The organism is Dyella terrae (assembly GCF_004322705.1).
GTDB lineage: Bacteria > Pseudomonadota > Gammaproteobacteria > Xanthomonadales > Rhodanobacteraceae > Dyella_D > Dyella_D terrae.
On the sequence record NZ_SIZZ01000003.1, the window covers coordinates 81378 to 93570 of the forward strand.

Here is a 12193-nt window from a genome sequence, read left to right on the forward strand (position 1 = left end):
ATGGGCCAGTTTCGCGAGTTGGAAGACTTCAAGCGTCGCTTCGACGCCATGGACGTCGAGGAACTGCGGCGCTGGCGCATCTACTGGATCCAGCACGCCCAGTCGTTAGGGCCGAAGGTGCGCAAGCTCGCCCTGAAGCGCGTCCTGGCGATCGACAAGGCGATCCACGCACGCAGTGTGGACAACTAGCCCGTGCTGAGCGAACCGGCGGTTTGACGGGGCCCGGGCCGGAAAGCTAGGGTGCCGGCATCTCATCGGCGAGTCGGCCCGATGGGAAAACAGGGGAACACGCATGCACGTCGCCGGGATCGATCCTGGCGTGGCCGGCGTGTCAGAGGACCAGCGACAGCAAGGAAGGGGGATTCATGCGCACCATTCGGTATGTTGTGGTCGTAGCCTTGATGGCCTGTGCGGTCATGGCATGCAGCCAGAAGCAGCAAGTGACGCCCCAGGGCGCCATCCCGGGCGAAAAGGCCAAAGCCGGCGCCAAGCTCGCCTACGAACACAATCTGCGCATCGAACTGCCTTCGGACCAGATTGCACCCCGTGTGCTCGCCGTGCGCGAGGCCTGTGAATCGGCGCGCTTTGGCGACTGCAATGTGCTCAATATCGAGCAGGATGGCGCCTCAGGCGGCGTGGTCGTCCGCATCGTGCCGACGGGGGTCGAGCCGATCACCGCATTGGCGGCGAAAGAAGGGAAGATCGCTTCGCGTTCGACGCGTGGCGAAGACCTTGCCGAGGCCATGGCCGACAACGACCAGAAGCTCAGGCAGCTTGAGGCCTATTCGGCCCAGCTCGATCAGTTTTCGCAGCGCAAGGATCTGGCCGCCAGCGATCTGATTGCCCTGGGCCACGAACGCGCTGCGCTGATCGTGCAACGCGACGATTTGCAGCGCACCGCTGCCCAGCAGCAGCGTCGCCTGGACACCAATCTGCTGACGATCCGTTTCTACGATCCGGTGACGGCGAGTGGACGTGGGTTCTCCTGGGGCGACTGGTTCGATGAGTTGAAGGAAGGCATCCAGGACGCACTGCGGATGCTGGCCTATGGACTGCCCTGGCTGATCCTTGCGTTGCCTTTGGCACTGTTGTGGCGCTGGGTGTGGCGTCGCGTGACGCGCAGTGCACGCGAACGGAAACATCCGACGCAGTGATCGTCGTTGCGGCGCTGCCGCATCTGTCCATGGGAACCGCGTGGTCGTCGCCTCCTGCGTCGACGGTCACGTCGCTCGCGCTGTGAAGCCATCCGGCGCGAGCCTCGCCACACATGAAGCATCTTGCTTCACATCACCTTCGCATCGCGTGCACACCGTCGTCGCGAGGCGCGGATGCGCCTTGTCGCCACGCACCATAGTTGCACGCTATCGGTTTCATCGAATCAATCAAATTCTCTATATCGCCTTGCGCGCGTAGATTCCATGGAACGGATCCGGCGGCGCGGACGCTTCTCGTTGCTTGCACGCGTCGTGCGGATCATGGACAGGAAACCCTGTGCACTTGCGATCGATGGCGTCCGCGCCCGCGATCGCCGGAGGGTCGCCGCATCACCCGTGTGTCATGGAAGCCTGCTGCCATAGCCGTTGTTAGTGAATCACCCATCGATGGAGAGAGTGCACATGTCAAACGAAGCCAAATGCCCGTTTACCCATGCCGCGGGAAGCGGCACGACCAACCGCGATTGGTGGCCCAAGCAACTTCGACTGGATCTGCTCGCGCAGCACTCGGAAAAATCCAATCCGCTCGATGCGGATTTCGATTACGCAGCGGCGTTCAACAGCATCGACTACAAGGCACTGAAGAAAGACCTCGCCGACCTGATGACGGATTCGCAGGATTGGTGGCCGGCGGACTTCGGCCACTATGGCGGCCTCTTCATTCGCATGTCGTGGCACAGCGCCGGTACCTATCGCGTGGGTGACGGACGTGGCGGCGGCGGCCGCGGCCAGCAGCGCTTCGCACCGCTCAACAGCTGGCCGGATAACGTGAGCCTGGACAAGGCGCGTCGCTTGCTGTGGCCGATCAAGCAGAAGTACGGCCAGAAGATCTCCTGGGCCGACCTGATCATCCTCGCCGGCAACGTCGCGCTGGAGACTATGGGCTTCAAGACGTTTGGTTTCGGCGGCGGTCGTTCGGATGTGTGGGAACCGGATCTGGACGTCTATTGGGGCAAGGAAAAAACCTGGCTCGGCGGCGACGTGCGTTACGGCAAGGGCGCGGCCGGCAAGTACGACGACGAAGGTTCGATCGTGGCCGACCCGGACATCCATGGCGCGGAAGTCAGTCGCGATGACGACGGTCGCAAGCTGGAGAACCCGCTCGCCGCCGTGCAGATGGGCCTGATCTACGTGAACCCCGAAGGCCCGGACGGCAATCCCGATCCGCTGGCCGCTGCGCAGGATATTCGCGACACCTTCGGCCGCATGGCGATGAATGACGAAGAGACGGTCGCCCTGATCGCCGGTGGCCATACGTTTGGCAAGACGCATGGCGCGGGCCCTGCCGACCACGTCGGCGCCGAGCCCGAAGCCGCGGATCTGGAACACCAGGGCCTGGGCTGGGCGAGCAGCTACAAGTCCGGTCGCGGTGGCGACGCCATCACCAGTGGCCTCGAGGTCACCTGGACGACGACGCCGACGAAGTGGGGCGGTGGTTTCTGGGCGAACCTGTTCGGCTACGAATGGGAGCTCACCAAGAGCCCGGCCGGCGCGAACCAGTGGGTGGCCAAGGACAGCGAAGAGACCATTCCCGACGCGCACGATCCGTCGAAGAAGCGTCGCCCGACGATGCTTACCACCGACCTGACGCTGCGCATGGATCCGGGCTTCGAGAAGATCTCGCGTCGATTCATGGATCACCCGGAGGAGTTTGCCGATGCTTTCGCGCGCGCCTGGTACAAGCTCACCCATCGCGACATGGGTCCGATCTCGCGCTACCTCGGCCCGGAAGTGCCCAGTGAAGAGCTGATCTGGCAGGATCCGATCCCCAAGGTGGACCACCCGCTGGTCAATGACCAGGACGTCGCGGCGCTCAAGCAGAAGCTGCTGGCCTCGGGCCTGTCGGTGACGGAGCTGGTGACGACGGCATGGGCGTCGGCCTCGACCTTCCGTGGTTCGGACAAGCGTGGCGGCGCCAATGGCGCACGCATTCGCCTCGCGCCGCAGAAGGACTGGGCCGTCAACGAACCCGAGAAGCTCGGCAAGGTGTTGAAGACGCTGGAAGGCGTCCAGGCTGATTTCAACAAGGCGCAGAGCGGTGGCAAGAAGATCTCGCTCGCCGACCTGATCGTGCTGGGCGGTAGCGCGGGCGTGGAGAAGGCCGCCAGGGACGCCGGCTTCAACATCACCGTGCCATTCACCGCCGGTCGCATGGATGCTTCGCAGGCGCAGACCGACGTCGAATCCGTGGGCATGCTCGAACCGCTGGCCGATCCGTTCCGCAACTTCCTCAAGAGCCGCTTCTCCGTGGCGGCCGAGGTGCTGATGATAGACAAGGCGCAGCTGCTGACGCTTTCCGCACCGGAACTGACCGTGCTGATCGGTGGCCTGCGCGCGCTCAACGTGCACACCGGCAAGGACAACCACGGCGTTCTCACTGACAAGCCCGGCACGCTCACCAACGACTTCTTCCGCAACCTGCTCGACATGGGCACGGAGTGGAAGCCGACGTCGGAGGCGCGCGAAACCTTCGAAGGGCGCGATCGCAAGAGTGGCAAGGCGAAGTGGACGGCGACGCGCGTGGACCTGGTGTTCGGCGCCAATGCGCAGCTGCGTTCGCTGGCGGAGGTATATGCCAGCGAGGATGCGAAGGAGAAGTTCGTCGGTGACTTCGTCAAGGCGTGGACGAAGGTGATGAATCTGGATCGGTTTGATGTGAAGAAGTGAGCGTGCGATGACGTAGGTCGCATTCCCTAGGTAAAACGAAAATGGCCGGCGCTGGAGAGCGTCGGCCATTTTATTGGTGCATCGCCACGGGGTTCCTGCGCAGGCAGCAACCCCGTGGCGAACACGCGAAATCAGGCGACAACCGCACCCTCTGGGTTCTTGCGAAGCCAAAACCCAGACTTAACTCGCGCCGGACCACGGCAACCCGGTTACCCGTCCCGTCATCAACCTGAACTCCGAACCCAGCGCTCTTACCGAATGCGCGCCACCCGACACTTTCCGGTGCGCCGTCTGTGCCATGTTTCTGGCCGCACCGACCCACCGGGCCGTTGCCTTCACCCTTCAGGACCGGAGCCACCCATGAAACGCCTACTCACGTTCGCCATCACCGCTGCGCTGATTGCCGGCAGCGGACTGGCCGTCGCTTCCCCCCAGGACGATCACGGGCATGGACACGACCGTTGGGATCAGGGCGACCAGGATCACGACCACGATCGCGGTCATAACCCCAAGGACGAAGGCCGTCATGACAACGGCAAGCACAACGGCTGGTACAAGCGCGGCGATCACCTGCCGCAGCGCTACTACGAGCGCGAGTACTACGTGACCGACTACGAGCATTACCACCTGCGTCGACCGGACCCGGGTTACCGCTGGATTCGCGCGGACGGCAACCAGTTCTATCTCACGCTGATTTCCAGTGGCGTGGTGATTGACGTTGCCACGGGTTTCTGACGAGGCTTTCGAACGACGCCCGAAGCAGCTACCGTTTCCGATATCGCTACCCTTCGCGCAAGGACGCCCCATGAAGGAGTTCATCGCCGTCGGTTCCACGTGGTTGCTGACGGGCGTTGTTTGCCTTGCAGGGTCATTGCGCACCCTGCTTGTCTGTGGATACGACTGTTCCTTGCTCCCGGCGTGGGCTCCGATGCAGGCATCGGCAACGCTCGGCGTGCTTCTGGGGCTGATGTTGCTGGCTGCCTGCGCCGTGCTGGTGGCGGGGCGAACGATGTTGTGGTTGATTCGCTTGCCGTAAGACCCGACAGCTCACAATCCCGGCAACTCCGTCCGCACATGCTCATCAAACCGGCTGAGTAAGGTCGACGGCCGTTGAGCAGCCGTCAGCACCGTGATGCCGATCGACGGCAAAGGCGGTAACCCGCTGGCAGGCGGAAGTATCTGCAGGTCAGGCGGCACGCCGGTTCGTGTCATCACCGTGATCGCCTGGCCCGAGCGCACGACGGCGGTGAGTCCCGCCACGCTTCCACTGGCATACGCGATCCGGTACTTGCGCTTCGCACGCTCAAGGCTGGCAGTTGCCGCCATATGGTCGAGCGCATCGGGATCGGACAGCGCCAGCTGTAGCGGGTCGCGCCGGTGGGCGTCGCTCCCCTTGCTACCCACCCAGACGAACGGCTCACGGCGCAGGAAGTGATGACGCTCCTTGCTGTCCGGTTGCGAGACGATCGCGATGTCCAGAGATTTTCCTTTCAGTCGCTCGAGCAGGCGCGGTGTCGGTGCGCACACCACTTCGATGAATACCTGCGGATGGCGACTGGCGAAACTCTGCAGCAATCCCGGCAGAAAGACGCGCGCATAGTCGTCGGGACAACCGAAGCGCAGGCGACCGGAAAGCGTATCGCCGCTCAGTTCGGCAACGGCTTCGTCGTGCTGGCGGAGAATCTTGTGCGCGTGCGCGAGCAATCGCTCGCCATGGACCGTCAGCGTGACACCGCGCCCGGTGCGGATCATCAACGGCTGCTGGATGCTCTCCTCCAGCTTTTTCACCTGCTGGCTGAGCGCGGCTTGCGTGCGGCCCACGCGTTCGGCGGCGCGGCTCAGCGTGTTGGCATCGGCGATGGCCACGAAACTGCGCAGCAAACCAATATCGAGTCGAATACCCATGGTGAGTCGCCGTTATATCGCGCTGGGAAGGTATTCGAAGGTTTTATGTCGCGGGGCAAGGCACGAACAGATGACTGATGGGGGAGGCGCAGGGTGTCAGGACATGCCAGGCGCATAACAAAGGCTAATAACGTCTATTAGTGTTTTTAGTTTCGCAGGCCCTTGCGGCGTGGCTAAGATCGGGCGGCCACATCGATCATTCCCCACGAACAGGAACAGGTATGACGACAACGCTGCGCAAAGCGGTGCTGCTGGGTTTGTTTGCCGCCACCGTGCCCATGCTTGCCTCGGCCCTCACGCCGCCGCCTCAAAGCCAGGCACCGCTGGTGGGCACGAACGATATTCCCCGGACGTTCGACGATCCGGTCCCGGGCGGGCAGGATTTCATCAAGCGCGTCGAGATGGTGCCGATGCGCGATGGCGTGAAGCTCTACACGGTGATCCTGATTCCCAAGGGCGCGAAGAACGCCCCCATCCTGCTGACGCGCACGCCGTACAACGCCGAAGAGCGCGCGGGCAACCTGATGAGTCCGAAGCTCGTCGATGCCGTGCCCCTGGGTGACGCCGTCTTTGCCAAGGCCGGCTATATCCGCATCTATCAGGACGTGCGCGGCAAGTACGGTTCCGAAGGCGATTACGTGATGATGCGCCCCGTGCGCGGCCCGCTGAATCCCACCAAGGTCGACCAGGTGACCGATGCCTGGGACACCATTGACTGGCTGGTGAAGCACCTGAAGGAATCCAATGGCCGCGTCGCCATGATCGGCTCTTCGTACGAAGGGTTCACCGCGGCGATGGCCTTGCTTGAGCCGCATCCGGCGCTCAAGGCGTCGGTGCCGGAAAGCCCGGTGATCGATGCCTATATGGGTGACGACTGGTTCCACTACGGCGCCTTCCGCAACATGATGCTCGGCTACGTGCATATGCAGACGGTACAGAAGGGGCCTGGCGCCGTCACGCCGAGTGACACCTTCGACAAGTACGAGGAATACCTGCAGGCTGGCTCCACGGGCGATTACGTGCGCAGCCGTGGCCTCGACAAGCTGCCTTTCGTGGCGCGCATGATGGGGCATCCGTCCTACGACGCGTTCTGGCAAGGACAGGATCTGGCCAAGCTGCTGGCCGCGCGTCCGTCGAACGTTCCCACCTTGTGGGAGCAGGGCCTGTTCGACCAGGAAGACATGTGGGGTGCGAATCACGCCTGGCTGGCGCTGAAGGCGGCCGGGCATATCGGCAACAACTGGCTGGTGCTGGGCCCGTGGTCGCACAGCCAGGTCAATGGCAAGGGCTACTCCGTCGGTCCGCTGCAATGGAACGGCGATACCTCGGCCCAGTACATGCGCGACATGGTGCTGCCCTTCCTGGAGCAGTACCTGCGCGACGGGCCGGATGCAAAGCTCCCGCGCGTGGCGGTGTACAACACGGGCGACAACCACTGGGACGGCTTCGAGACCTGGCCGACGTCGTGCGAGAGCGGCTGCGGTAAGGCGCTCAAGCCGCTGTTCCTGACCGAGCGCTTCGGGCTGTCGTTCGACGCGCCGGGTGCCGTGCAAGCGGGTGATACCTACACCAGCGATCCGGCCAAGCCCGTGCCGTTTCTGCCGCGTCCGGTGCTCGATCCGTTCTATGGCTATGGCTCCACGTACGCGGGCTACCTGCCGTGGAGCAAGTGGCTGCTCAACGACCAGCGCTTCGTCGATGGCCGTCCAGACGTGCTGGTCTATGAAACGCCGGTGCTGACGGAACCCGTGCGCGTGCAGGGCATACCGGTGGCCGACATCCGCGCCGCCACGACAGGCACGGACGGTGACTTCGTGGTCAAGCTGATCGATGTCTATCCGTCGAGCGTGCCAGGCAACCCCACCATGGGCGGTTATCAGTTGCCCATCGCGCTGGACATCTTCCGCGGCCGCTATCGCGAGAGCTTCGAACATCCGACGGCGATCCCCGCCAACCAGCCGCAGCGCTACAAGTTCGACCTGCCCAACGTGAATCACGTGTTCCAGCCGGGGCACAAGATCATGGTGCAGATCCAGTCGTCGCTGTTCCCGCTGTACGACCGCAATCCGCAGACGTTCGTGCCAAACATTTTCAATGCGAAGCCCGGGGATTACCGCGCGGCGAACGTGACCGTATTGCGCTCGAAAGAGCAGGCGTCGGCGGTGTGGTTGCCGGTGGTGGAGGGGCGGTGAGGCAGGTTATTGGATGCATGCCAAGATGATTTGCCTCGCATCCGCCCCTTCGCTTCGTATCATCGTTGGGGCGAGCACCTGCCCCTCATCCGCCCTTTGGGCGCCTTCTTTCCGGACGGGAGAAGGATTTATGGCGTGCGTCGCGCGTCATCTCCCTCTTCCGATTTTGGGGAGAGGGTTGGAGTGAGAGGACATGGGTGCGGAAGCCTATCCATCGATGGCTGTTGCGGCTACCTTGCCGGCGACTCGATGGCGAACTCAGGGATGCCTGATGAAAGTGCTGGTCGCGGTGGGGCTGCTGTTTCCTTTGGGAATGTTGATCTCAACAACCCTCAGTGCTCGGGAATTTTGCGAGGCATCGCCTGCGGTTGAATTCGACATTTGGGTATCTCATCGCGAGTCGCATATCGGCCAGCGCGTTCGCTTTGATGCCACCTTGCGTACGGACGGCAAGGAATTCACTGTATTGCAGGCCGGTGAAGGTGGCGGTCAGATTCTCATGACATCCGACGACGAGTCGGATGCATACCGCGAGCGGTGGAAGGTTCCGGATCGATTCGTGCCTGGGACCTACAAGGACCTCAACAGCAAGATCGATCAGCTGGGTCGCGATGGCCGGCGCCTGCAGCCACCGACCATTCGCTACTATCGCCAGGAAGTGACGGTCTGCGGACGCATCGTCAATGACGATGGCCTGCTCAAGTTCGCTGTCGACGACATGATCACGGTCTCGTCCTACCTGATCATGCCCAACGGGAATCGCGCGGCGGAGTACCGGTTCGGAGATTGATACGCGCGCGCCGCTCAAGTGACTGGACGGCGCGCACGGCGAGGCCCGGGCGATCTACGGCGTAGCGTCGGACTTCGACATCCCCGGCGGGAAGTACGTCCGCGCTGCCACCTCGCCCTTGGGCCGATAGAAGCGGAACGTCAGGCTGTAACCGGTGCCCTTGGGCGTCGGAAGCCAGTTGCCGTCCGGTGCTTCCTTCGGCTTTACCTTGCCGAAGTACAGGGTCAGCGAACCGTCGGCGCCATAGGTGAGCTTGCTGACGTTGTTGATCAGATAGCGCTTGAGCGGGTTGGGCAGGACGCGACGGTGGATGGTGTCGACAGCGATTACCGACCAGAAGTACGTGGCGTTGTCGGCCGGCAACTGGTCCTTGGTGAAATGCAGCACATAGGTGTCGTCGCCGTTGAGCGGCTTGCCGTGTTCGTCGGCGAAGGCTTTGTAATAGATCACTTCTTCAGGCGTGTTGGCCCAGATGCCGCCGAGGTTGATGATCGTGCGCAGCAGGTAATTGTTGCCATACGAGCCAGACGTGGCCGGCAGCGCCCAGCCGTTCTTCACCGTGCCGCCGGCGACATTGGTGAGCGACGAGGCGATCTTCGTCAGCGCCTTGTTCTGGATGATGTTGGCGACGCGACGACGGAACTCCGGGTCCTTGATGTCCTTGGCGACGGCGCGCGTGTCGGCCTGGAGCTTGTCCATGCCGGGGTTGATGTCGGCCTCGCTGTCGAGCGCGAGATTGGCCGCATCGAAGGCCTCCACGCCCGGCAGCTTGCCGATATCGAACATCGGCGTCTTGGCGATCTTGGGTGGCGGCGGGTTGCCGGTGGGCCGGAGGGTGAACTTCTTCTGCAGGGCTTCGGCTTCCTTGGCGTTGGCGCCCAGCTCGACGCGCGACAGCACGCGCAAGGTCTTGGCGGGCACGTCCACGCGTTGCGCGCCGTCCGGCAGCTTCACTTTCGAGTCTTTCAGGCACACGCCGAACTCGCCATCGGGATGCTGCGGATAGACGCGTTCGTTGATGTTCGCCACCGTCTCGCCCCAGCCGTTGAGGAATTGCACGGTGTAGTAGCGATCCTTGATCTTCGGCACCGTGACGATCACGCAGCTGTCGTCATCGATGGCAACCCAGGCTTCGGAGTAGGCGACATCCAGGTTTGGATTGGGCCATGCGACGTCGCCCGGCTTGCGGTGGATCAAGGTGTTCCACTTGAAGCCATGCGCAAAGTCCGCCTGTTCCTGGTTGAGGATCAACAGCCGCCCGAGCAGGTAGATATAGCTGTTGCTGATATCGTCATCCGATATCTGCGGCGCGGCTGCAGCCGAAGTGCTGCTGATCGCCGCGGCGGCGAGGAGTCCGAAGAGCCAGGTCCGGGTTGCCATGGTCGTCACCGAAGGGGAACGGGACACAAGCGTGCGCGTTCCGGCAATAGCTTGCGACCGTACGACTACGACTGGCGCCTACGTAGATTTACGTAGCCGTGAGACGCCGCGTCTGAAGCCTTCGCGAGAGCTTCGTGCAAGCGCCGCACGTCGCCGCATGGTCCCGGCACTTGACGCTCTCCAGGCGTAATGTAACTCTAGCAGTTACATGAATCTCGACAGCCGACTTTCCTCCGTCCTGCACGCCCTGCTGCACATGGCCGAGCACGATGGCCCGATGACCTCCGATGCGCTGGCGCAGTGCCTAGGCACCAACCCCGTGGTGGTGCGCCGGACCATGGGTCTGTTGCGCGATGCCGGGTTGGTGAGCTCCGATCGCGGTCACGCCGGTGGCTGGCGCATCGCCGTCGACCTTGCCACGGTGACCTTGCGCGATCTTCACGAGGCGCTCGGTGAGCCGGTGATGTTCGCCATCGGCCATCGCAACGAACACCCCCAGTGCCTGGTCGAGCAAGCGGTGAACGCCGCCATTGACGGCGCCATCGCCGACGCCGAAGCCCTGCTGCTCGATCGTTTCGCCCACATCACGCTCGCCAGTCTGGCGGCGGACTTTGCCAGGCGGCACGCGAGAAAACGCACCCGCCAGGAGTAACTCCATGCATGACGTTATCGTGATCGGAGGCAGCTACGCCGGTATGGCCGCTGCACTCCAGCTGGTGCGCGCCCGTCGTTCCATCCACATCGTGGATGCCGGTCAGCGCCGCAATCGCTTCGCCGCGCATTCGCACGGCTTTCTTGGCCAGGATGGTGTCGATCCTGCGGAGATCTGGGCCACGGCGCGCCGTCAGCTCGAGGCTTATCCGACGTTGCGGTGGACGGAAGGCCGCGTGGTGGCCGCTTCAGGCGACAAGGACCATTTCGAGGTAACCCTGGGGAACGGCGATGTGCTCAGCGGCCGTCGCTTGCTGTTCGCCACGGGTGTTGCTGACCAGCTGCCGCCTGTTCCCGGCATGGCCGAGCGCTGGGGAAGGTCCGTGTTTCATTGCCCGTACTGCCATGGTTACGAACTCCATCAAGGGCGCATTGCGGTCATCGCGACCGGGCCGAACTCCATCCACCAGGCCCAGCTCCTGCCCGAATGGGGCCAGGTGACGTTCTTTACCAACGGCAGCATCACGCTGGACGACGACGCGCGCCAAAGCCTGGCAGAGCGGAGCGTGCAGATCGAAGAGACACGCATTGATCGACTCGACGGCGAGGCCGACATCGTCCTCACCGATGGCCGCGTGCTCTCCTTCGTCGGCATGTTCACCGCACCGGCCTGTGCGCCAGCGAGCAAGGTGCCCGAAGCCATGGGTTGCGAACTGATGGAAACCCCCATGGGTATCCAGATCCGCACCAACGACGCCAAGCAGACCAGCTTGCCCGGTGTGTACGCCTGTGGTGACGTCGCACGGGCACCGCATTCGGTGTCGCTTGCCGTGGGTGATGGCGCCTGGGCAGGCGCCCAGCTGCATCGCTCGCTGGTGTGGCCGGACAGCTGAGCGTTTCGTGGTGGGGGTGGGGAGAGAGTAAGGTGCGACTCTTCCTGACCCGGATCTCTCCATGAACAAGCCCATCCAGGGCGGTTGCCTCTGCGGCGCCATTCGCTACGAGGCGAAAGGAACGCCCGTCGCCAGCACGCTATGCCATTGCGCCTCCTGCCGGCGCGCCAGCGGTGCGCCTTCGCTGGCGTGGCTGGTCTTCAACGAAGACGACTTCGCCTTTGTCGCCGGCACGCCGACGGTATTTGAATCCTCGCCCGGTGTGCTGCGCACGTTCTGCGGGAAGTGCGGTACCTCGCTGACCTACCAGCGGCAGACCAAGCCCGGCACCATCGACATCACCACCGCGACGCTCGATCACGCAGACGACTTCGCCCCGACCAAGGAAATCTGGGTCGGGGAAAAGTTGGCGTGGGAGAGCCTCAATGGAATGGCTGCCGTATTTCCTGCATCGAGCAAGGCGTCACCGAACACCTGACAGCGGCAAAGACTGGCGATCCG

Annotated in this window: 12 protein-coding genes; 10 read left to right on the forward strand and 2 right to left on the reverse strand. The window is 63.2% G+C overall.

The genetic code is table 11. The annotated features are described in order from the left end of the window. From EYV96_RS15890 to EYV96_RS15910, 5 genes are all read left to right on the forward strand, one after another. Positions 1 to 189 (forward strand): hypothetical protein, encoded by a 189-nt coding sequence (locus EYV96_RS15890; protein ID WP_131152561.1) that lies wholly within the window; start codon positions 1 to 3, stop codon positions 187 to 189. A gap of 176 nt (positions 190 to 365) precedes the next feature. Continuing rightward, a complete protein-coding gene (locus EYV96_RS15895; RefSeq protein ID WP_240732623.1) occupies positions 366 to 1154 on the forward strand; it encodes a DUF4349 domain-containing protein in 789 nt (262 codons plus the stop codon). A gap of 462 nt (positions 1155 to 1616) precedes the next feature. Beyond that, positions 1617 to 3881, forward strand: coding sequence for a catalase/peroxidase HPI (gene katG / locus EYV96_RS15900; protein ID WP_131152562.1), 2265 nt, complete (start codon positions 1617 to 1619; stop codon positions 3879 to 3881). Positions 3882 to 4241: 360 nt separating this feature from the next. Next, positions 4242 to 4616: an RcnB family protein gene (locus tag EYV96_RS15905; RefSeq protein ID WP_165488702.1), complete on the forward strand. Its 375-nt coding sequence runs from the start codon at positions 4242 to 4244 to the stop codon at positions 4614 to 4616. Between the two features lie 70 nt (positions 4617 to 4686). After that, positions 4687 to 4917, forward strand: a complete 231-nt coding sequence (locus EYV96_RS15910; RefSeq protein ID WP_131152564.1) for a hypothetical protein — start codon at positions 4687 to 4689, stop codon at positions 4915 to 4917. Positions 4918 to 4928: 11 nt separating this feature from the next. Here the strand turns inward: EYV96_RS15910 and EYV96_RS15915 are convergent, their stop codons facing one another. Then, entirely contained in the window at positions 4929 to 5786 is an 858-nt protein-coding gene (locus tag EYV96_RS15915; protein WP_131152565.1) for a LysR substrate-binding domain-containing protein, read from the reverse strand. Positions 5787 to 6007: 221 nt separating this feature from the next. Between EYV96_RS15915 and EYV96_RS15920 the strand changes: the two genes are divergently transcribed. Next, positions 6008 to 7978: a CocE/NonD family hydrolase gene (locus EYV96_RS15920; protein ID WP_131152566.1), complete on the forward strand. Its 1971-nt coding sequence runs from the start codon at positions 6008 to 6010 to the stop codon at positions 7976 to 7978. A 271-nt stretch (positions 7979 to 8249) separates the two neighbouring features. Further along, on the forward strand, positions 8250 to 8768 hold the full coding sequence (locus EYV96_RS15925) for a hypothetical protein (RefSeq protein WP_131152567.1): 519 nt from the start codon (positions 8250 to 8252) through the stop codon (positions 8766 to 8768). Positions 8769 to 8822: 54 nt separating this feature from the next. On the opposite strand, the gene EYV96_RS15930 is transcribed toward EYV96_RS15925, so the two are convergent. After that, on the reverse strand, positions 8823 to 10148 hold the full coding sequence (locus tag EYV96_RS15930; protein ID WP_131152568.1) for a DUF1214 domain-containing protein: 1326 nt from the start codon (positions 10146 to 10148) through the stop codon (positions 8823 to 8825). Between the two features lie 208 nt (positions 10149 to 10356). Here EYV96_RS15930 and EYV96_RS15935 point away from each other — a divergent pair, with 208 nt between their 5' ends. The 3 genes from EYV96_RS15935 to EYV96_RS15945 all read left to right on the forward strand — a co-directional run bounded on the left by EYV96_RS15935 (position 10357) and on the right by EYV96_RS15945 (position 12170). Beyond that, positions 10357 to 10800 (forward strand): Rrf2 family transcriptional regulator, encoded by a 444-nt coding sequence (locus tag EYV96_RS15935; RefSeq protein ID WP_131152569.1) that lies wholly within the window; start codon positions 10357 to 10359, stop codon positions 10798 to 10800. A 4-nt stretch (positions 10801 to 10804) separates the two neighbouring features. After that, positions 10805 to 11692: an NAD(P)/FAD-dependent oxidoreductase gene (locus EYV96_RS15940; RefSeq protein WP_131152570.1), complete on the forward strand. Its 888-nt coding sequence runs from the start codon at positions 10805 to 10807 to the stop codon at positions 11690 to 11692. Between the two features lie 61 nt (positions 11693 to 11753). Beyond that, positions 11754 to 12170, forward strand: coding sequence for a GFA family protein (locus EYV96_RS15945; RefSeq protein ID WP_131152571.1), 417 nt, complete (start codon positions 11754 to 11756; stop codon positions 12168 to 12170). The last annotated feature ends 23 nt before the right edge of the window (positions 12171 to 12193 follow it).

What these genes read in the sequence shown, in the direction of transcription:
- EYV96_RS15890 (WP_131152561.1), top strand. Translation starts at nt 1, where the DNA reads ATGGGCCAGTTTCGCGAGTTGGAAGACTTCAAGCGTCGCTTCGACGCC.
- EYV96_RS15895 (WP_240732623.1), top strand. Translation starts at nt 366, where the DNA reads ATGCGCACCATTCGGTATGTTGTGGTCGTAGCCTTGATGGCCTGTGCG.
- katG (WP_131152562.1), top strand. Translation starts at nt 1,617, where the DNA reads ATGTCAAACGAAGCCAAATGCCCGTTTACCCATGCCGCGGGAAGCGGC.
- EYV96_RS15905 (WP_165488702.1), top strand. Translation starts at nt 4,242, where the DNA reads ATGAAACGCCTACTCACGTTCGCCATCACCGCTGCGCTGATTGCCGGC.
- EYV96_RS15910 (WP_131152564.1), top strand. Translation starts at nt 4,687, where the DNA reads ATGAAGGAGTTCATCGCCGTCGGTTCCACGTGGTTGCTGACGGGCGTT.
- EYV96_RS15915 (WP_131152565.1), bottom strand. Translation starts at nt 5,786, where the DNA reads ATGGGTATTCGACTCGATATTGGTTTGCTGCGCAGTTTCGTGGCCATC.
- EYV96_RS15920 (WP_131152566.1), top strand. Translation starts at nt 6,008, where the DNA reads ATGACGACAACGCTGCGCAAAGCGGTGCTGCTGGGTTTGTTTGCCGCC.
- EYV96_RS15925 (WP_131152567.1), top strand. Translation starts at nt 8,250, where the DNA reads ATGAAAGTGCTGGTCGCGGTGGGGCTGCTGTTTCCTTTGGGAATGTTG.
- EYV96_RS15930 (WP_131152568.1), bottom strand. Translation starts at nt 10,148, where the DNA reads ATGGCAACCCGGACCTGGCTCTTCGGACTCCTCGCCGCCGCGGCGATC.
- EYV96_RS15935 (WP_131152569.1), top strand. Translation starts at nt 10,357, where the DNA reads ATGAATCTCGACAGCCGACTTTCCTCCGTCCTGCACGCCCTGCTGCAC.
- EYV96_RS15940 (WP_131152570.1), top strand. Translation starts at nt 10,805, where the DNA reads ATGCATGACGTTATCGTGATCGGAGGCAGCTACGCCGGTATGGCCGCT.
- EYV96_RS15945 (WP_131152571.1), top strand. Translation starts at nt 11,754, where the DNA reads ATGAACAAGCCCATCCAGGGCGGTTGCCTCTGCGGCGCCATTCGCTAC.